This window comes from Mesobacillus harenae, from assembly GCF_013343715.1.
GTDB lineage: Bacteria > Bacillota > Bacilli > Bacillales > Cytobacillaceae > Mesobacillus_A > Mesobacillus_A harenae.
Genome location: NZ_JABUNR010000012.1, coordinates 185,238 through 204,906, shown reverse-complemented (window position 1 = coordinate 204,906; position 19,669 = coordinate 185,238). Strand labels below are relative to the sequence as shown.

General features: G+C 42.4%; 19 protein-coding genes. 2 read left to right on the top strand and 17 right to left on the bottom strand.

The features are described from left to right. Positions 1-101: 101 nt before the first annotated feature. A complete protein-coding gene (gene rpmB / locus HRJ06_RS15670) occupies positions 102-290 on the top strand; it encodes a 50S ribosomal protein L28 (protein ID WP_174733887.1) in 189 nt (62 codons plus the stop codon). 307 nt (positions 291-597) lie between these two features. On the opposite strand, the gene spoVM is transcribed toward rpmB, so the two are convergent. The 17 genes from spoVM to HRJ06_RS15585 form a co-directional block, all read right to left on the bottom strand. Beyond that, positions 598-678 (bottom strand): stage V sporulation protein SpoVM, encoded by an 81-nt coding sequence (spoVM, locus tag HRJ06_RS15665; RefSeq protein ID WP_003348972.1) that lies wholly within the window; start codon positions 676-678, stop codon positions 598-600. 95 nt (positions 679-773) lie between these two features. Continuing rightward, positions 774-1,421 carry a thiamine diphosphokinase gene (locus HRJ06_RS15660; protein ID WP_174733886.1) on the bottom strand — a complete coding sequence of 216 codons (648 nt, stop codon included), beginning with the start codon at positions 1,419-1,421 and terminating at the stop codon, positions 774-776. A gap of 593 nt (positions 1,422-2,014) precedes the next feature. After that, entirely contained in the window at positions 2,015-2,659 is a 645-nt protein-coding gene (gene rpe, locus HRJ06_RS15655) for a ribulose-phosphate 3-epimerase (RefSeq protein ID WP_174733885.1), read from the bottom strand. Between the two features lie 2 nt (positions 2,660-2,661). Then, entirely contained in the window at positions 2,662-3,543 is an 882-nt protein-coding gene (gene rsgA / locus HRJ06_RS15650; protein WP_174733884.1) for a ribosome small subunit-dependent GTPase A, read from the bottom strand. Between the two features lie 142 nt (positions 3,544-3,685). Further along, complete coding sequence (pknB, locus tag HRJ06_RS15645) at positions 3,686-5,665, bottom strand: Stk1 family PASTA domain-containing Ser/Thr kinase (RefSeq protein ID WP_174733883.1); 1,980 nt, start codon at positions 5,663-5,665, stop codon at positions 3,686-3,688. Positions 5,666-5,669: 4 nt separating this feature from the next. Then, positions 5,670-6,419 (bottom strand): Stp1/IreP family PP2C-type Ser/Thr phosphatase, encoded by a 750-nt coding sequence (locus HRJ06_RS15640; protein ID WP_174733882.1) that lies wholly within the window; start codon positions 6,417-6,419, stop codon positions 5,670-5,672. A 4-nt stretch (positions 6,420-6,423) separates the two neighbouring features. Next, positions 6,424-7,512: a dual-specificity RNA methyltransferase RlmN gene (gene rlmN, locus HRJ06_RS15635; protein WP_174733881.1), complete on the bottom strand. Its 1,089-nt coding sequence runs from the start codon at positions 7,510-7,512 to the stop codon at positions 6,424-6,426. 1 nt (position 7,513) lies between these two features. Then, positions 7,514-8,866 (bottom strand): 16S rRNA (cytosine(967)-C(5))-methyltransferase RsmB, encoded by a 1,353-nt coding sequence (rsmB, locus tag HRJ06_RS15630; RefSeq protein WP_174733880.1) that lies wholly within the window; start codon positions 8,864-8,866, stop codon positions 7,514-7,516. Then, positions 8,856-9,812 (bottom strand): methionyl-tRNA formyltransferase, encoded by a 957-nt coding sequence (fmt, locus tag HRJ06_RS15625; protein WP_174733879.1) that lies wholly within the window; start codon positions 9,810-9,812, stop codon positions 8,856-8,858. The genes rsmB and fmt overlap by 11 nt, the downstream gene beginning before the upstream one ends. Beyond that, the gene (gene def / locus HRJ06_RS15620; RefSeq protein ID WP_174733878.1) at positions 9,805-10,293 is read right to left on the bottom strand and encodes a peptide deformylase; all 489 of its coding nucleotides are present in this window, start codon (positions 10,291-10,293) and stop codon (positions 9,805-9,807) included. Before def ends, fmt begins: the two co-directional genes overlap by 8 nt. Before the next feature lie 61 nt (positions 10,294-10,354). Beyond that, positions 10,355-12,769: a primosomal protein N' gene (gene priA / locus HRJ06_RS15615; protein WP_174733877.1), complete on the bottom strand. Its 2,415-nt coding sequence runs from the start codon at positions 12,767-12,769 to the stop codon at positions 10,355-10,357. Next, positions 12,766-13,977 carry a bifunctional phosphopantothenoylcysteine decarboxylase/phosphopantothenate--cysteine ligase CoaBC gene (coaBC, locus tag HRJ06_RS15610; RefSeq protein ID WP_174733876.1) on the bottom strand — a complete coding sequence of 404 codons (1,212 nt, stop codon included), beginning with the start codon at positions 13,975-13,977 and terminating at the stop codon, positions 12,766-12,768. Before coaBC ends, priA begins: the two co-directional genes overlap by 4 nt. A 214-nt stretch (positions 13,978-14,191) precedes the next feature. Beyond that, on the bottom strand, positions 14,192-14,407 hold the full coding sequence (gene rpoZ / locus HRJ06_RS15605) for a DNA-directed RNA polymerase subunit omega (protein ID WP_174733875.1): 216 nt from the start codon (positions 14,405-14,407) through the stop codon (positions 14,192-14,194). A 1-nt stretch (position 14,408) separates the two neighbouring features. Further along, the gene (gene gmk, locus HRJ06_RS15600) at positions 14,409-15,023 is read right to left on the bottom strand and encodes a guanylate kinase (RefSeq protein WP_174733874.1); all 615 of its coding nucleotides are present in this window, start codon (positions 15,021-15,023) and stop codon (positions 14,409-14,411) included. Positions 15,024-15,035: 12 nt separating this feature from the next. After that, complete coding sequence (gene remA / locus HRJ06_RS15595) at positions 15,036-15,299, bottom strand: extracellular matrix/biofilm regulator RemA (RefSeq protein WP_174733873.1); 264 nt, start codon at positions 15,297-15,299, stop codon at positions 15,036-15,038. Between the two features lie 57 nt (positions 15,300-15,356). Beyond that, a complete protein-coding gene (locus HRJ06_RS15590; RefSeq protein WP_174733872.1) occupies positions 15,357-16,232 on the bottom strand; it encodes a YicC/YloC family endoribonuclease in 876 nt (291 codons plus the stop codon). Positions 16,233-16,432: 200 nt separating this feature from the next. Continuing rightward, positions 16,433-19,111, bottom strand: coding sequence for a calcium-translocating P-type ATPase, SERCA-type (locus tag HRJ06_RS15585; RefSeq protein WP_174733871.1), 2,679 nt, complete (start codon positions 19,109-19,111; stop codon positions 16,433-16,435). Between the two features lie 203 nt (positions 19,112-19,314). On the opposite strand from HRJ06_RS15585, the gene HRJ06_RS15580 reads away from it, so the two are divergent. Next, a complete protein-coding gene (locus HRJ06_RS15580) occupies positions 19,315-19,512 on the top strand; it encodes a hypothetical protein (RefSeq protein WP_174733870.1) in 198 nt (65 codons plus the stop codon). Positions 19,513-19,669 lie beyond the last annotated feature (157 nt).

Sequence of the window (19,669 nt, the reverse complement as noted above, 5' to 3'; positions counted from 1 at the left end):
TGTTTCGAATGTCAATTATGCGCGATAATAATCGATTGCTTTGACAAACAGGCAACTCATATTAAAAGATTGAGTTTTCGGTAGTAAGGAGGGAAATATAGATGCCACGTAAATGTGTTGTAACTGGTAGATCAACTCGTTCTGGAAATGCACGTTCCCACGCAATGAATGCTACAAAGCGTACTTGGGGTGCTAACCTACAAAAAGTTCGAATCCTTGTTGACGGCAAACCTAAACGTGTTTGGGTTTCAGCTAGAGCTCTTAAATCAGGAAAAATCGAACGCGTTTAATAATGTTTGAAATGCGGAAGCGCCAAAATCAGTCCGGACTGCTAAAAGCCAGGGCCTGAGAGGCGCTTTTTTCTTTTTTTAAAACTTATCAATTAGCGTTCCCATTATTTTATTAATTAACTAATAATTTATGTTCGGATCACTGTACAAAGACTTCGGTTGGATTGTGACAGCAGAGTACCCTTCTATCGAACCAATACCCTCGGCAAAACAAAACACCCTGAAGGTTCAGGGTGCCAACACATACAAAAGGTTGTCTTGCTCAAGAAAAATGGAATATAAATAGATTGCTTTTGATTTGCTTTATTTATCCCTTTTTAAATGCACCTAACATAGCCCTTACAAGGCCCCCTAGAAACTTGGGCAGCTTAATCGTATAAAACTTCATAATGTCCCTCCTCATCATCTCGCACAAATCCTGCCGCAAAATAACCTCGCTTTACTATCCTATTCATTAATTTCGGATATTTGCTTAAGATTTTTTTAATCGGAGCTTCTTACCACCATTAATATGCCTTCCGAAAATGAAAAAGTACCATAATCGCTAATAAGTTCATTACTTATACATAGCGTGGAACTAAGTGGAACATGGTGATCAGTCAAAGGATATTTGAGATTAGTAAGCGTCAGCCCGCTGACAGAAGTTAGGACAGGGAAAAAAGAAACATATTTTTTTTCAGGCATGAACTTTATTTGATGAATTCCGGGTGTAACCAGGTAAACGATATTATTTCGGTCAATTAGTTCAATAGGGATATAGTTTTTTTCCAATATTGGTCTCAATTGAAGGGATAGACCTGCAAACATATGATCTAGACGGCCGCCAGTACCACCGAAAATCCGGATGACTTCCGGCTTTTTCTTCAACGCCCAATCTAAAGCGAGCTCCAAATCTGTTTCATCTTTTTCTGGCTTAAACTTTTTGAACATTATACCGTTTTTTTCAATTTCCATCAGCTCCTCGGCAGAAACTGAATCAAAGTCCCCAAAAGCATAGTCAGGCTTGATACCATTGGCAAGCAGCGTATAGACTCCTCTATCTGCGCCGACCCACAAGCATGATTCCAAGTCATACTCGGTCAAATCGGGAAGCAATTCCACAGGACCGCCTGCTAAGATATGAATTTTCATAAAAAACCCCTTTCAAACTAAAGGCTGAAGCGGCTTGCCAGCCCCGACAAGCGCTGGAGGACCTGAAGATGAAGTCGTTTTTTGACTTCATCAGCAGGGCCGAAGCGACCTCGAGGGGCTAGCCGCTGAAGCTGGATAAACAAAAGCTGAACCGACTGCCCAGAAACGAGAAAACTGGCCGACTTAGAAAGCCACGTCCTGTGGCGGCGTCGGCACTTGTACATCCTGTACTTCGGAGACTCCGACAAAAGAAGCGTTGTTTGCTTCTGACGGAGGAGTTGAAGTTTCTCGAGTTTCTAGAAGGTGAAGCTGGATAAACTTAAAGCTGAACCGACTGCCCAGAAAGGAACAAAAGCGCAAGCGCCCGTTTAGCGACGTATGGACTGGAGCACACCGACTGAGATATAGGAAACACGAAGAGCGGATGCGATTCGATGTTGACTTATCGTAGAGAGGTAGGCGAAGTACACTAGTCGCTGGGCGCTGGAGCTGGATGAAGACAACGCATACGATTATCCACAACTTGGTTTTTTTATAGTCTCCTAAACAACAACAGAAAAAGCCAGCCATTACGCAGCTGACTTTTGTAAGCATTAGCTCTTTAAAACAGATATAGCTTTCTCACGGTCTTCTGCATTGTAAATAGCTGATCCGGCTACGAGAACAGTTGCTCCCGCTTCCACACAGAGACGAGCTGTTTCCTCGTTCACTCCTCCATCTACCTCGATGTCTATGGTTACATTATTTTCATCGGCCATTTTTTTAACCTGTTTGATCTTCTCAAGGACAGACGGAATAAATTTTTGTCCTCCAAATCCTGGATTAACGGACATCAACAGCACCATATCCACATCTGAAATAATGTGTTTGATAGCTTCAACCGGTGTCGCAGGGTTCAGTACTACCCCTGCTTTCACTCCAAATGATTTAATATAATGGATCGTCCGGTGAATATGAGGTGTTGCCTCAACATGGACAGTCAGATAATCTGCACCAGCCTTAGCAAATGCTTCAATATATTGGTCCGGATTCTCGATCATTAAATGGACATCCAAAGGGAGCTTTGTAATGGGCCGGATTGCTTCTACAATTAAGGGCCCAATCGTAATATTTGGAACATAGTGCCCGTCCATAACATCCACATGTATGAAGTCAGCACCGCCACGCTCGACATCCAGGATCTCCTGTCCGAGTTTCGCGAAATCCGCGGATAGAATTGATGGGGCAATCTTTACCATAATTAGTACCTCGGCTTTCTATCTTTTATTTCTTGAAGAAATTCTTTGTAATGTTTATAACGGTATTTAGGGATCTCCCCAGTGTCCACTCCAGCCTTTACAGCGCACTTTGGTTCAGCTATGTGCTGGCAGCCCCTAAATTTGCAATTTTCACTCGCTTTTTCAAACTCTGGGAAACAATAGTTTAATTCTTCTACTTCAATTCCCGTAAACTCTAAGGAGCTAAAACCGGGTGTGTCTGCCACTAACCCATTTCCAACTTTTATGAGTTCCACATGCCTGGTGGTATGCTTTCCACGGCCTAGATGGCTTGAAATATCATCTGTCTTTAAATCCAGATCAGGGCGGATAGCGTTCAGCAGTGATGACTTTCCAACTCCTGACTGGCCTGCAAACACAGATATTTTTCCGTCCAATCGAGGGAAAAGCTCCTCTATTCCAGCATCGGTTTCTGAGGAGGTCATAATAACCTCATAGCCAGCCTTTTGATAGTCTTCCACATACGAATTAAGTTTTGCTAGCTGTTCACTGTTTATTAAGTCTATTTTTGTTATACAAATGATAGGCTCAATTTGATTGTATTCAACAAGCACAAGGAACCTATCAAGTAATGTGGTGCTAAACTCTGGTTCCAATGCGGAAAAGACAAGGATAGACTGATCTACATTCGCTATAGGAGGGCGAACCAGCTCATTTTTCCGATCCCTTACTTCCAAGATGTAGCCTTCTATGTCGTTTTCAGCTTGAAAAACAACTTCATCACCAACAAGAGGAGTTATTTTGTTTTTGCGAAAGACCCCCCGGCCGCGGCATTGGGTAATGCCATCCTCGTTCAACACATAATAAAATCCGCTCAACGCTTTAATGATCTTGCCTTCTGGCATAGCAGCACCCCTGTGTATAAGATTCTTTAAATTAATCCAAGCAGATGGCACCTAAGCTGGATCTAGCTGTCTAACTTGAGTTCTATAAACAAAGCGAAGTTCTTTTCATTCTTAAAAGACACTACAGCAGTATTATTCTTACTTAATCTTCGGGGTAAGGGATAACATCCTCATCTATAACACTGTTATCACGAATAATTCTGTATCCAGCCCGTCCCCCAAACGGTATTTTAAATTCGAGGATTCTTTTTTCTGTTTCGGTAATAAAAAAGGTATCGGCTGGCTCAGTCATGCTGCGGTTCATATCTTCTATATAAATCCGGATCTCCTGAGGCTCACCTTCAAGTGTTGCATCATAGGGAATTGTCACTTCCTCCGTGACATCCTTTGGAGGAATTTCTTCTTTCCCTTTGGATATAACCACCTCGACTGTACTGCCTTTTTCCAATTCAGTACCTGGTTCAGGATTTTGTGAAATAACCAGACCTTCCCCAATCGTATCGTGATACTCTTCTTGCGCAACTACAATTTTCAAACCGCTTGTTTCTTCATAATCTTGAAGACCTTTTTCATTATTTCCAGTCAGGTCCTTTAGCTGAATGCGTGCGGGGCCTTCACTGACAGTGAATTCAAGTACGGTTTCTTCTGGGACAACCTCTTCTCCTACAGGTGGATATTGCTCCAAAATGGTTCCCGCTGCACTCTCATTGTGTTCTGTCGTTTTTCTTATATCCTTGAAGTTCTTATTTTCTAATAGCCTGATAACTTCTTCATAGTCACGGCCCCTGTAATCAAGGAGCTGGTACCGTTCTTTTCCTGTGCTGATGTATAGATTTATTTCCCTGCCTTCTTTAGCAAATCTGCCGGCTCCTGGATCTGTTTTAATGATTAGGCCTTCAGGCACTTCTTCATCCGTTACTCTGATTCTTTCTCCGATCACGAACCTTGCTTCCATAAGATCCGTTACTGCTTCTTCTAACTCAAAGCCTCTTACATCAGGAACTGCAACATCTTTAGGTCCAAAAACATCAGGCAGCACAGTTAAGAACAAAATTCCCAACAGAGGAATAAAAATAAATATGGAGAAGAGAATAATCGGCCATTTCCACTTTTTTTTGGTCTTGTTCTTACTTTTCTTGCCCGTTTTTTTTACAGCTCCGGCGGAATCGGAATTTTGACCGGTATTGCTGTGGACAATGGTTTCATCTAAATTACGCAATGGTTTATCATCGGTGATGACTGGGATGGCTTTCGTTGCTTCTTCATCTACCGGAATGACAAATTTAGACTCATTTAACCGGTTAGTGTCGAGCGCAGATCGAAGATCATCCTCCATTTCGTATACACTCTCATAGCGATGAAAAGGGTCCTTTGCGGTCGCCTTTAGGACTATATTTTCGACGCTCTGAGGAATATGGGGATTCCACCGTTTCACACTTGGTGTTTCAGATTGCAGATGCTTTAAAGCAATTGACACGGCAGACTCACCTGAAAAAGGAAGCCTCCCTGTTAAAAGTTCAAACATAACAATACCTAGCGAGTAAACGTCTGATTTTTTATTCGCCATGCCTCCCCTTGCTTGTTCAGGAGATAAATAATGTACAGATCCAAGAACAGAATTAGTTTGCGTTATACTTGTAGCACTCATAGCCATAGCAATTCCAAAATCTGTAATCTTCACATTACCCTGTGGATCTATTAAAATGTTTTGCGGTTTAATATCACGGTGCACAATATGGTTCTGATGGGCATGCGATATGCCAGAGGTAAGCTGCTTCATGATGTCTAGGGTTTCTTGAACAGGGATAGGAGCTTTCTGTTGTATGTATTGTTTGAGGGTTTGACCATCAACAAATTCCATCACTATATAGTACAAATCGTCCTCTTCGCCAACGTCATAGATGCTGACTATATTCGGATGAGCCAGGCTGGTCGCCGATTGAGCTTCGCGGTCAAACCGTTTAATGAATTCCTCGTCATTGGCAAAGTCAAGACGAAGCATTTTAACGGCTACATCCCGATCCAAAATCATATCGTGAGCTAAATAGACGTTCGCCATTCCTCCTCCGCCAATCATATCAAGGATTTTATAGCGACCGCTTATTCTTTTTCCAATGATCATGACTTCACCTGCCCTCGCTTTGGTCTAGGTGTTCCAGGATCGCAAGGGTAATATTGTCCTCGCCTCCGTACTGATTGGCAAGTGCGATTAATTCAGCACCTCTGTCTTCAAGCGGGGATGTTTGAGACAGGACCTCTTCCATTTCTGTTTGGGCAACCTTATTCGACAAACCGTCTGAACATAACAACAATAGATCTCCCTCTTCAAACATGATCGTTTTAATATCCATTTGAACGGAGTTTTCTGTACCTAGCGCTCTCAAAAGGACATTTTTCCGAGGGTGATGCTCTGCGTCTTCTCTAGAAATCTGGCCTGATCTAACAAGCTCATTTACTAAGGAATGATCCTCTGTCATCTGCTGAAAACCGGCATCGTTTTTAATATAACAGCGGCTGTCCCCAATATTTGCAACCACCGAAAACAACTCCGTCGTGATAACAGCCACCACTGTAGTACCCATACCCTCACATTCCTTATTGTTTTGGGCATGCTCAAACAAAAGACTATTAACCTTGTTAATTGACTCTCTCAGCCATGATTCTGCGGATTCAGCTGTTTGTATGTTCGATGTCTCCTCCCAGAATGACTGCAGGCTCTTAGCCGTTAAATCACTCGCAACATCGCCGGCACGGTGGCCGCCCATGCCATCAGCAACGACGGCAAGGCGGTGTCCATCCCGATTAAGATATACTCCTCCATTGTCTTCATTATGAAGACGAACCTTTCCCTTATCAGTCATGAAAACAGCTTTCATTCTGTCACCTCGTCTCTTCTTTTCTTTCTTTGGCCCGAAGCTGTCCACATGCTGCCTCAATATCATGACCTTGCTCACGACGAATTGTAGCGTTTACGCCGAGATCCTTTAATGTACGTTCAAACTTGAAAATTTGGCTCTTAGGTGTCCTAACATAGTTACGCTCAGGCACATAGTTTACAGGAATCAAGTTGATATGACATTTTACTCCTTTGACGAGCTTCGCAAGTTCTTCTGCATGCTCAACCTGATCATTTACTCCACCAAACAAGCCATATTCAAAGCTGATTCTTCTGCCTGTTTTGTCAATATAATAACGCACTGCGTCCATTAGGTCCGGGAGCTTATAAGCCCTGTTGATCGGCATTAATCTGCTTCTGAGCTCAGAGTTTGGTGCATGAAGAGAGATAGCAAAATTGATTTGCATTCCTTCATCAGCAAACTGGTAAATCTTAGGGATGATACCACTCGTTGAAACAGTTATATGGCGAGCTCCAATATTCAGAGCCTTGTCATGGTTAATAATTTTCAAAAATGACATCATGGCGTCATAATTATCGAACGGTTCTCCAATTCCCATTATAACAACTGAACTGACACGTTCATCTGTTTTATCAAGGGTTTGTTGTACTTTTACGACTTGAGCAACGATTTCTCCTGCTTCTAAATTTCTCTTTAAGCCCCCAAGGGTTGATGCACAAAACGTACAGCCAATTCGGCAGCCTACCTGAGTGGTTACACAAACAGAATTTCCGTACTCATGCCGCATTAAAACTGTTTCTATTGAAACACCATCCTGGAGTTCAAATAAAAATTTGATCGTCCCATCTGATGAAGTCTGCTCTATAATGGTTTTTAAAGAAGTCATAGTGAAATTTTTCTCTAGTTTATCTCTTAGAGACTTAGGTAAATTGGACATATCTTCAAAAGAAGTGACCCTTTGTTTGTAAAGCCATTCAAAAATTTGTTCAGCACGAAACGCCTTTTCGTTGTGCTCGGTTAACCATTGCTTTAGTTCCTCTAATTGAAGAGTGTAAATTGATGGTAGTTTCGTTGTGTCGGCTGTATTGTTCTCGGTTGTTGTTAATTCCATACTACTCCACCTTCTTTCTTAGACAAGCGATATAAAATCCGTCAGAACCGAAGTCCTGGGGAAGGATTTGCAAATTAAATCCTTCTATTAACGGTTGAATCGCTTCTGGCATCCTCTTTTTAAAAGATAAATCTCCTTCAAACTGAGGATGATTTGCTAAAAACGCTTCGACTACTTCATTATTTTCTGCCTTGTCTACAGTACATGTACTGTACACTAAAATACCACCATGTTTCAATAGCGGAGCTGTTGCCTCCAGCAGCGAAAGCTGGATAGTTTGAAGCCTGTCCAGATCCTCTTCCCGTTTTGTATATTTCATATCAGGTTTTCTACGCATGACTCCCAGGCCTGAACACGGAGCGTCAAGTAGGATCCGATCAAATGTTTCATTTTCAAAATGTTCGGTTGCTTTTCGGCTGTCCAATTGCATGGTTTGAATATTAGAAAGACCCAGCCTGGATGCATTCATGTCAATTAGCTTAACTTTGTGCTCATGAAGATCCAGAGATATAACTCGGCCAGTGTTTCCAAGCCTCTCGGCGATGTGAGTCGACTTTCCTCCTGGCGCTGCACAGGCGTCAAGGATTTCTTCTTTAGACTTAATCCCCATTGCATATGCTGTAAGCATGGAACTTTCATCTTGAATGGTTAAGTGACCATCTTTGAATAATTGGGAATTGGCAAGATTACCTTTGAGACATTTGATAGCTTCAGGAATGATGGGACTCGGCTCAACTAAATATCCCTCTTCCTCAAGCCTTTTTATACACTCTTCCCTCGTTGTCTTTGTTACATTCACTCTTGCTGTTTGAAGAGGTGCTGTCAAATTTAATTCGCACATTTCCTGGGCACGATCGTAGCCAAACTGACCGACCCATCGTTTTACCAGCCAGACAGGATGGCTGGTTGACACTGAAAGACGCTCAATTGGATCCTCAATCGTTCCCACATCAGGCAATCCTGTTCTCTGGATACTTCTTAAAACTCCGTTCACTAGGCCAGCAGTCCCTTTATGACCGCGTTTTTTTGAGATTTCTACTGCTTCAAAAATAGCGGCCCTGTCGGGAATTCGGTCCAGATAAACCATTTGGTAAACAGTAAGTCTTAATAGCTGAAGCACCCAGCTTTCAAGTTTTTTGTCATTTTTGATAAAACCTTTTAGAAAGTAATCAAGCGTCATTTTTCGCTGTAAAGTACCATAGACTAGCTCAGTTAGCAATCCGACATCTTTTGGGTTGATCTGGTTTTTCTTAATTTGGTTGTTAAGTAAGAGATTACTGTATGACTGGCTTTTTTCAATCGTTTCTAATAATTCAAGTGCAACTTCCCTGACATTTTTCGCGTTACCCTTCATGCTTTGCTCCTAACTGTGTTCCTGTTGTGACGGACGAACCAGCACCACGCAGGAATTCTCCAGCAACCATCCGTTTTTTTCCAGAAGGCTGGAGCTCCGTGATTTTGATGGCAGTCTGGTCTCCTGTTGAAACCACTATTCCGTCCTCTTCAAGTGCATAAATCATTCCGGGATCTCCCAGCTTTCCATCTTGGACTTTGTCTGCTGACCAGATCTTAACCGTTATACCATCTAAAGTCGTATAGGCGACAGGCCAGGGATTTAAGCCTCTAATATGATTAAAGATCTGTTCACCAGGCATTGACCAATCTATTTTTTCCTGTTCTCTTTTAATATTCCAAGCATAGGATGCTTTATTATCATTTTGGGGAACAGCCTTAATTTTTCTCTCGAGAAGCTTGGGAAGTGTTTCTGACAGAAGGTCTGTTCCAGCCTTGCTTAACTTATCGTGGAGCGTTCCAACTGTATCTTCTTCTGTGATCACAACCTCAGCTTGAGTTAAAATGTCACCTGCGTCAAGCTTTTCAACCATATACATGATTGTTATCCCTGTTTTCTTCTTCCCCTCTAAAATTGCATAATGGATCGGTGCTCCTCCGCGAAGCTCCGGAAGCAGCGAGGCATGGACATTAATACAGCCATACTCGGGAGCTTCAAGCAGCTCCTTAGGAAGAATCTGTCCAAATGCAGCTGTTACAATTAAATCTGGTTTTAAAGTGAGTATTTTATCAAGTTCATCCTTTTCACGGATCTTTTCCGGCTGATAAACAGGTATACCCAACTCTACAGCTGCCTTTTTGACCGGCGGAGGTGTAAGTACACGCTTTCTGCCAACTGGGCGGTCAGGCTGTGTAACGACCGCCATTACATCATAGCCTTCTTCCACCAGCTTTTTAAGAATCGGTACAGAAAAGTCTGGAGTCCCCATAAAGATAATTTTAGTCATTCAGTTCCAACCCTTCTAATTCTTTTTCGTCAAGGTACCTGATTACCTTTGATGTAAACAGAATTCCATGCAAATGGTCAATTTCATGGAGGATAGCCCTTGCCAAAAAATCTTCCGCTTCGATGGTGAAGGGCTTACCACTGCGATCCTGTGCTTTCACTTTAACCTTCATCGGACGTGTAACCTCTCCGTATAGGCCCGGAAAGCTTAGACACCCCTCAGGTCCAGTCTGTTCCTCGTTCTCTTCCAGTATGACTGGATTAATTAGCTCAATTGTACCAGATTCATCATCTATATCGACAATCGCTATTTGCTTTGCAATCCCAATTTGCGGTGCCGCGAGACCGACTCCGTCGAATTCTATCATCGTATCATACATATCTCCCAAAAGCTTAGCCAGCTTTTTGTCAAAAACCGTTACTGGTTCACATTGCTGTTCCAAGACATCGGCAGGATAGGTGATTATTTTTCTTACTGCCAAAATATTGCCTCCATCTATTCCTTATCTAGATTTTTCGCCAATTAAAATAAGCTCATACCCATCACATTAAAATATATGGGTTCAAATCCACTGAAATTTGTAAACCTCCAGAAGCAGTCTCTTGCTGATACCTGTCGAGCACTGTTTTTAACGCTTCATGAAGTTCAGGTTCCCGTTTGTATTTTATCAAACATTGGTAACGATATCTATTATTGATCCGCGGAATCGGTGACGCAACCGGTCCCAGGACAACTGCTGCATTAGTCAGACGAGATTGAATATAACTTGTAATTTTTTCTGTAATCGATACAACCTTCATAAGCTCTTCATGACTTACAGTTACTAAGGATAAATAATAAAAAGGGGGGTATTGATGCAACTTCCTAATCATCATTTCTCGCTGGTAAAAAATATTATAATCCTGGCTGGCCGAAAGCTCTACACTGTAGTGCTCTGGAGAATAAGTTTGGATAACAACCTCCCCTTCAAGCTCATGGCGTCCAGCTCTGCCGCTGACCTGAGTAAGGAGCTGAAAGGTTTTTTCCGAAGATCTAAAGTCAGGCAGATGAAGCATCGTATCAGCCGACAAAACGCCGACAAGTGTTACATTAGGAAAATCCAATCCTTTGGCAATCATCTGGGTACCAAGCAGAATATCTGCTTGACCTTCTTGGAATACGGTCAGCAATTTTTCATGGGCACCTTTCCTCCCAGTCGTATCCACGTCCATCCTTACAACCCTAGCCTCTGGCAGTAAGCGGGCCAGCTCTTCTTCAACCTTTTGAGTACCAGTTCCAAAATAGCGGATATGCTCACTTGTGCATTCAGGGCATGTTTTTGGCACCTTATCTTCGTGTCCACAATAATGGCATTTCATTTCTTCATTGGACCGATGATAGGTAAGCGTAATATCGCAGTTAGGGCAATTCATTACAAATCCACAGTCTCTGCACATAACAAATGAAGAATGTCCTCGTTTATTAAGGAATAAAACGGATTGTTCTCCTTTATCAATCCGGTCCTTCAGCTTTTCAAACAGCTTGATCGAGAACATCGACCTGTTTCCTGATCTTAGTTCTTCTCTCATATCAACTATATCAACAGCTGGAAGGTCACGGTCATTCATTCTTTTTGACAGCGTAAGCAAAGTGTATAATCCTTTTTGAGCTCTCGCAAATGACTCAAGCGACGGCGTTGCACTTCCTAGAACGACTGGGCAGCGGTGATGGAGAGAACGCTGGATCGCTGCATCTCTAGCATGGTACCTTGGATTTTCTTCCTGTTTATAGCTTGTCTCATGTTCCTCATCAATAATAATAATTCCGATATTTTTGAATGGCGCAAAAACCGCTGATCGAGCTCCAACGACAACCTTGACTTCCTGGCGCTGGATTTTTCGCCATTCATCATATTTTTCTCCGGCAGAAAGACCACTGTGAAGGACAGCTACCAAATCGCCGAATCGCTCTTTAAATCTTGTGACCATTTGCGGAGTCAGCGCGATTTCAGGTACAAGCACAATTGCTTCCTCGCCTTTTTCCAGTACCCTTTGGATAGATTGAAGATAGATCTCTGTCTTGCCGCTGCCTGTTACCCCATATAACAAGAAAACTCCTTGTTTTTCGGCTTCAATCGAACCTAGAATCGGGCCAATAGCCTTTTCCTGTTCTTCAGTAAGCTGAAGAAATTCCTTTTTCTCAAAAGACTTGGCTTCAAATGGATCACGGTAAACCTCTAAATCCTGCTCAACTAGCCATTCTTTCTTTACCAAGGCTTTGATGGTAGACGCAGAAGTTCCGAGGGCAGCCACAATCTGTCTGAGTTCAATTGGTTCAGGATTATCTATGAAAAAATCAAGTACAGCTTTCTGACCTTTTGCCTGGGCTGACAAGGTTTCAATTACGGCTGCCAATTCTTCCTTAGGGATAGCTGGCGAAACATGTTTGAGACGTTTCTTTTTTACTCGTTCCTTCACCTCATAGATCACTTCGACTGTTCCTTTAGCTGCTTCTTTCTGCAGCAATGGAACGAGCCCCTCCGTTTGAGCTGCTTCCCATGTACTACTCATGCTTTTACTAAAAAACAACTGCAATGGTCCAGGTAAACTAGCTTTGTTGGTTTTCTCTGATAATACGATCTTTTTTTCATACTTCGCTTTTAAAGCAGCAGGAAGCATTGCTTGGAAAGCTGATATTTTGTAGCATAAAGTAAAATCCGTTAACCATTCACCAAGCGTTAGCAGCTCTTCATTTAAAACAGGGACAAGATCCAACAGTTCAGAAATCTGCCTTAACTTTTGAAAATCAGATTCCTTTTTTATTTCCACGACAAACCCCTGAATTTTGCGAGGCCCGAACGGAACAATAACTCTCATCCCGGGCAGCACGGCCCCCTTTAGTCCCTCAGGAATTTTATAATCAAAGGGCTTGTCCGTCTGTTTGGCTGGTACATCAACAATCACACTTGCTATATTCATTTTAGATCATCCTTTTTAAGAAAAAGGACGGTTTCGGACAGCAGTTTTCGGGCGACCTCTCGTTTTGACATTAGAGGCAGATTAACTGATGTTCCGTCTTTCTTATAAATTGTAACTATATTAGTGTCAGACCCAAAACCTGCACCTTTCTCCTTCACATTGTTTGCAACAATCATATCCGCATTTTTCTTAACTAATTTTCCGCGTGCATACTCCTCGACGCGGTCGGTTTCAGCAGCAAATCCCACAAGAACTTGATGGGTCTTTTTTTGGCCAATTTCAAAGAGAATATCTTTTGTACGTTCAAGCTCAATTGCTTGATCATCATTTTTCTTTTTTATTTTATGATCATAAACGAACTTAGGCCTGTAATCGGCGACAGCAGCAGTTTTAATGACAATATCCGCGTCTTCAAATTCAGCCATCACTGCATGATACATATCATTGGCACTCTCTACAGAAACAAGCTTTACACCAGCAGGCACTGCGATGCTGACAGGACCAGAAACAAGCGTTACATCAGCTCCTAGTTTCACAGCTTCCTCAGCGATTGCGTAGCCCATCTTTCCGGTACTATGGTTCGAGATGAATCGGACAGGATCAATCTTCTCTCTAGTCGGTCCTGCTGTTACAATCACTTTCTGGCCGCTTAACATCCGATTATCCTCTTTGAAAAACTCCGTCACTAACGCAACAATCGTTTCAGGCTCCTCAAGCCTGCCTTTTCCTACATACCCGCACGCAAGGTAACCATCGCCAGGCTCAATAAAATGGCAGCCCATTTCCTGAAGGGTGTTCATGTTCCTGATAACCGCAGGATGATTGTACATATGAACATTCATCGCCGGGGCAATCCAGACTGGTGCTGTGGCTGCTAAAAGAGTAGTTGTAATCATATTATCGGCAATGCCGTTAGCGAGCTTCCCGATTATATTTGCCGTAGCAGGAGCGACTAGAATAAGATCTGCCCAATCCGCTACATCTATATGGGCAATCACTTTGGGATTTTTTTCATCAAATGTATCGGTATAGACTTCATTCCTGGATAAGGACTGAAAAGTCAATGGAGTAACAAATTTCCCTGCAGATTCACTCAAAAGGACTTTCACTTCGGCCCCAGCCTGCGTTAATTTACTAGTTAGCGCAGCTGCCTTGTATACGGCAATACCGCCTGATACACATACTAAAATTTTCTTTCCGTTCAACATGGCATGAACCCCCGTTTGTTGTTCAATGGCTTTCTTCTTCATTATGCAAGAACGGCCGCTTTTTTTCATCTATTTCGGCATCGATTTATTATTTCTAGCGCCAATTATTTTATTGTTTTCTATTGTTTCAAGAAAAATAAAAATAACAACCTTATAGAAAGGTTGTTATTTCATCATAAAAATTATGACCGCCAGAATGGCTTTTTACTTAATTTTACTCCTCGCCTTCAAGGCTTGGTGCAAGACGGTAATGCAAACGTTCAGCATTGATTTCTTCAAGTGCTTTACCGACGTATTTATGGGAAACGTACTTATCCAACCTTGGGTTAAACGTAACCTGCATGCTCCGTGCCCGTTTAGCGGCAACAGATACTAATGAGTACTTTGAATCAATCTTAGTTAATAATGAATCGATTGAGGGATTTAGCAAATTAATCGACCTCCAGCATTTTTTTATAACGATGTTGTACTCTTTCCCTGCGGCAGTGTTCCGCCACCACAATGGATTTAATCCGTTCACAGGCCAAGTCGACCTGGTCGTTCTCTACTACAAAATCATATAAGTCCATCATTTCAATTTCTTCCCTGGCTGTCAACATTCGGTTGTTAATTAAATCTTCGGTTTCTGTGCCTCTTGTTACGATTCGGTTCTTTAATTCAGACAAACTTGGCGGTGCAAGGAATATAAAGAGACCTTCAGGAAACTTTTCACGAACCTGCCGGGCTCCCTGAACTTCAATTTCCAAGAAAACGTCCTTTCCTGCGTCAAGCGTTTCTCTTACATAGTCAACAGGAGTGCCATAATAATTGCCGACATACTCTGCAAACTCTAGGAGTTTATCTTGCTCAATAAGTTTTTCAAAGGTTTCTCTTGATTCAAAAAAGTAATCAACCCCATGAACCTCACCTTCTCTTGGCGATCGTGTTGTCGCTGAGATTGAATATTCAAAAGAAGTATCTTCTTGGGTGAAAATCGCTTTTCGCACCGTGCCTTTTCCAACTCCAGATGGGCCAGAAAGAACAATTAACAGTCCTTTTTCATGCATGTTAAAAAACTCCTACCCTTCATCCATTATTTCGTCACGGTCATTTAATCGGGCAGCTACTGTTTCCGGCTGGACTGCCGAAAGAATTACATGGTCACTGTCCATTACAATGACAGCACGTGTTCTTCTTCCATAAGTGGCATCAATTAGTGAACCTCTGTCCCGGGCATCTTGAATAATTCTTTTAATTGGAGCAGATTCAGGACTTACAATTGAGATAATACGGTTAGCGGAAACAATGTTTCCAAAGCCGATATTAATTAACTTTATGGCCATGATGGTCCCCCGATCATCAGTTATTTATTTTTGCCGAATCAGCGGCTTTCTAAACGGTTATTCGATATTCTGGACCTGCTCTTTTACTTTTTCAATCGTGCTTTTCATTTCCACTACCCCACTAGCAATGGCCGAATCATTGGCTTTTGAACCGATCGTATTCACTTCTCTGTTCATTTCCTGAAGAAGGAAATCGAGCTTTCGTCCAACCGGCTCCTCTTTCTGAAGTGTTTTTAGAAACTGGCCAATGTGGCTGGAGAGTCTGATCAGCTCTTCATTTATATCAGCTTTTTCTGCAAAAATAGCTACTTCCGCTAAGATACGAGCTTCGTCCAAATGGCCGTTCAAAAACTCTGACATTCGTTTCTCCAGCCTTGTTTGATATTGTTCGATTACAAGAGGGGCAAGATCTTTAAGCTTATCTATATGATTACTAAGCAGATTTATTTGTCCTGAAACATCCTTTTCAAGTGCTTCTCCCTCAATGACACGCATCTGCTGCAGCTGCGACGCGGCATCTTCCACGGCTGAAAGCAGGAGGATAGAAAGTTCTTCATTCCCTGCTTCATTTTCTTCGATCGTGATAATTCCTTCGCCGCTGATAAGCTCCCGGATTGAGACTTCTCCAGATAAGTCATACTTCTCTTTTATCTTCGCTATGTATTGATAATATTCATCTAGCAGACTCCAATCGATGTTGACACTCCGGTTGACAATTCCTTCCCCTTCTAGTGTCACGAAGACCTCTGCTCTGCCTCTATTGATAAATTCCCCAAGCTTTTTTTTTACCTTATCTTCCATTTTCAGAAGCTGACGGGGCATACGAATATGATATTCACAAAAGCGATGATTTACTGTTTTTACCTCAACGGTCACAGAAAACCGCTCAGATTCAGCTTTGCTTCTTCCAAATCCAGTCATACTGACGATCATATATGACACATCCCATTCTTAAGAAAGTCGAAAATCGCATTGATGTTTATAATGTACAAACCCTTACTACCTACACATTATATAGATGGAAAGTAGTTTGTGCACTTTTTAACTATGCTAATCCCGGCCATCTGGAGATATCTATTCAAATAAAGAAGGTAATAGAGACTTCTCTATTACCTTTTGGATTATATCATATTTTATTTTGATTTTCTTGCCAAAAATGACCCTGCTAGTAAAAAAGTAGGAATTGAGGCCATTCCTGTTATTAAAAACCAATCTACAGGAAGGATGGCAACCGTATGGAAAACTGGCTGCAGCGGCGGAAAATAAATAACAACCAGCATGAGTATTAGCGAGGATATAACAGCCCATACTAGATACTTGTTTCCAAACGGGTTTCTAGCAAATACCGATTTTTCACTTCTGCAGTCAAACACGTGGATGAGCTGCGCCAATACGAGCGTTGCAAATGCAATTGTTTGGGCATAGGCAAGATCATCAGGATTACGATAATACACGGTCATGAACGCAATTAAGGTAGCTAATCCAATTAGAAAGCCCCTGGAAATAACCTTCCAGCCAAGTCCTCTCGAAAAAACTCCTTCTTTCGGACTTCTCGGAGCTCTTTTCATAACATCATCCTCAGGCTTATCCAGTCCTAAGGCCATCGCCGGCAGCCCGTCAGTGACAAGGTTTACCCATAAAATCTGGATTGGAACTAGGGGGAGCGGCAGGGCAAGAATCATGGCAAACAGCATCACTAAGATTTCTCCGACATTTGAAGCAAGCAAATATCGGATAAACTTTCTAATATTTTCATATATATTTCGGCCTTCTTTAATTGCTGCTTTAATGGTTGCAAAATTATCATCAAGCAGGACCAAGGAAGAAGCTTCCTTTGCAACATCTGTACCCGTAATCCCCATTGCTATACCAATATCGGCCGCTTTTATTGCCGGTGCATCATTAACACCATCTCCAGTCATAGCGACAATATGACCTTTATTCTGAAGCGCTTGAACGATCTTTAATTTATGCTCTGGTGATACCCTGGCAAATACAGAAACATCATCGACGATATCTTCAAGTTCTTCGACTGACATTTTTGATAAGGTGTTTCCGTCCAGCACTTTACTATCTTTTGTATAAATACCAAGTTGGCCGGCAATTGCCTTTGCTGTGATTAAATGGTCGCCTGTAATCATAACCGTTTTAATTCCAGCTTCCCGGCATTCTTTTACAGCTGTTTTCGCTTCTGGCCGAGGAGGATCGATCATTCCTTGCAGACCGATAAAGATTAAATCTTTCTCGGCTTCTTGCTCTTGAAGAATGATTGTTCCAGAAGGGATTGGCTTAAACGCAATTGCAATTGTCCGGAGTGCTTCGGATGCCAGTTGCTCGATTGCCCCCTGAACGTCATCTCTTAATTTGGTTGAAAACTGCGCTTGTCTGCCATCCCAAAGGATTGATTTACTCACACCAGTTAGTACATCAGGTGCACCCTTTGTAACAACAAACTGTCTTCCGCCTTCATCCTTCACAATAATGCTCATCATTTTTCGTCCAGAATCAAAAGGAAACTCTTTAACAATCGTAAATTGGTTTGTTAGAGCATCACGGCTGTACCCAGCCTTCATAGCAGCTACAAGCAAAGCTCCTTCTGTAGGGTCCCCGTTAATGACATACTCTTTATTTTTATAGGAAATGGCTGAATGATTACAAAGCATTCCAAACGACAACAATTGCTGCAGAGCTTTTTCACTAGCCGGCTGGACCATCTCTCCCCCAGAATAGAAGTTTCCTTCTGGTTCATAGCCTCCGCCGCTTACAGACCATACTTTCCCTCCGCTCCAAAGGTGAGTAACCGTCATTTTATTCTGTGTCAAAGTACCTGTTTTGTCTGAGCAAATGACTGAAGCGCATCCGAGTGTTTCCACTGCAGGCAGCTTTCTGACAATAGCATTCTGCCTGATCATTCTTTGTACTCCTAAGGAAAGTCCTACCGTTACAATAGCAGGCAAACCTTCAGGTATCGCTGCTACAGCAAGCGAGACTCCTGCTAGGAACATAGTATATAAATCATGGCCCTGAAGAATCCCTACTAAAACAACTAACAAGGTTAATAGCAGGGCTGCAGAAATCAAAATTTTACCTAATTGTTCAAGCCTTCGCTGCAGAGGGGTTTCTGTCGTTTGAGCATTTTGCAGCAAATCTGCAATTTGGCCCATGGCAGTTTTCATCCCTGTTGCCACCACGACTCCCGTTCCGCTTCCTCTTGTGACCATCGTTCCCATAAAGGCCATGTTTTCCATGTCCCCTATTCCGGGACTTTGCATTTCAAGAGGCTCAGTAAACTTTTGAACCGGTAGGGATTCACCAGTTAAAGCTGATTCTTCAATTTCAAGGCTGTTTGTTTCTATTAATCTAACATCTGCTCCGATACGGTCTCCATTAGTAAACTTCAGAATATCGCCTGGAACAATTTCTTTTGAGGGTATCTTAGTCCAATTTCCATCCCTCAACACATTAACCTGAGGAGCAGACAGCTCTTTTAGAGCATCCAGCGATTTTTCTGCCTTTCTTTCCTGGAAAAATCCAAGGACCCCGTTGACAATCACAATAGCGATAATCGCAACCGCATCAATTACTTCACCAAGAAGACCGGATATTAAAGTAGCCGCTAACAGGACAAGGACCATAAAGTCTTTAAATTGGCTAAAAAATAAGAGTAAAGCGGACTGCTTTTCTCCTTCCTGTAGCTCATTATAACCATGCTGATTTTTGCGGCTTTTCACTTCTGCTTCCTTTAATCCTGCTGATAAATCTGTACCTAAGGCCTTTTCTACATCTTTTTCTCTCATTTCATGAAACTTCATCCGGCCATCTCACTTCCTCCTTTTGTTTTGAACAAGAGTTGTCCTCACCTAAAGAAAGCTTATTCAGACATGTCCAAAAAAATGCTATGATAAACTAGAAAAGCGGAAAAGCCAGTACAGCCCCGAAAAGCGGTGGAGGGCCTGAGGGTGAAGTCGCTCTTTGACTTCATCATCAGGACCGAAGCGCCTCGAGGGGCTTGGCTTTGGAGCTGGACAAAGAAAAGCGGAGCCGACTGAACAGAAACGCAGAAACTGGAGAATCCGACCAAGAAGCGGTCTTTGCTTCTGCAGGAGGAGTCGAAGTTTCAGAGTTTCTAGGAGGCGCAGCTAGACAGAAAAGCGGAAAAGCCAGTTCAGCCCCGAAAAGCGGTGGAGGGCCTGAGGGTGAAGTCGCTCTTTGACTTCATCATCAGGACCGAAGCGCCTCGAGGGGCTTGGCTTTGGAGCTGGACAAAGAAAAGCAAAGCCGACTCGAAACAAGCACAGCTTGTTTCTGCGAGGATTACTCTCAGAAGCTATTCCTTAGTGAACAGAAACGCAGAAACTGGCTGACTAGAA

Coding starts and splice junctions, on each gene's coding strand:
- rpmB (WP_174733887.1), top strand. CDS start 102: ATGCCACGTAAATGTGTTGTAACTGGTAGATCAACTCGTTCTGGAAAT.
- spoVM (WP_003348972.1), bottom strand. CDS start 678: ATGAAGTTTTATACGATTAAGCTGCCCAAGTTTCTAGGGGGCCTTGTA.
- HRJ06_RS15660 (WP_174733886.1), bottom strand. CDS start 1,421: ATGAAAATTCATATCTTAGCAGGCGGTCCTGTGGAATTGCTTCCCGAT.
- rpe (WP_174733885.1), bottom strand. CDS start 2,659: ATGGTAAAGATTGCCCCATCAATTCTATCCGCGGATTTCGCGAAACTC.
- rsgA (WP_174733884.1), bottom strand. CDS start 3,543: ATGCCAGAAGGCAAGATCATTAAAGCGTTGAGCGGATTTTATTATGTG.
- pknB (WP_174733883.1), bottom strand. CDS start 5,665: ATGATCATTGGAAAAAGAATAAGCGGTCGCTATAAAATCCTTGATATG.
- HRJ06_RS15640 (WP_174733882.1), bottom strand. CDS start 6,419: ATGAAAGCTGTTTTCATGACTGATAAGGGAAAGGTTCGTCTTCATAAT.
- rlmN (WP_174733881.1), bottom strand. CDS start 7,512: ATGGAATTAACAACAACCGAGAACAATACAGCCGACACAACGAAACTA.
- rsmB (WP_174733880.1), bottom strand. CDS start 8,866: ATGAAGGGTAACGCGAAAAATGTCAGGGAAGTTGCACTTGAATTATTA.
- fmt (WP_174733879.1), bottom strand. CDS start 9,812: ATGACTAAAATTATCTTTATGGGGACTCCAGACTTTTCTGTACCGATT.
- priA (WP_174733877.1), bottom strand. CDS start 12,769: ATGAATATAGCAAGTGTGATTGTTGATGTACCAGCCAAACAGACGGAC.
- coaBC (WP_174733876.1), bottom strand. CDS start 13,977: ATGTTGAACGGAAAGAAAATTTTAGTATGTGTATCAGGCGGTATTGCC.
- gmk (WP_174733874.1), bottom strand. CDS start 15,023: ATGCATGAAAAAGGACTGTTAATTGTTCTTTCTGGCCCATCTGGAGTT.
- remA (WP_174733873.1), bottom strand. CDS start 15,299: ATGGCCATAAAGTTAATTAATATCGGCTTTGGAAACATTGTTTCCGCT.
- HRJ06_RS15590 (WP_174733872.1), bottom strand. CDS start 16,232: ATGATCGTCAGTATGACTGGATTTGGAAGAAGCAAAGCTGAATCTGAG.
- HRJ06_RS15585 (WP_174733871.1), bottom strand. CDS start 19,111: ATGAAGTTTCATGAAATGAGAGAAAAAGATGTAGAAAAGGCCTTAGGT.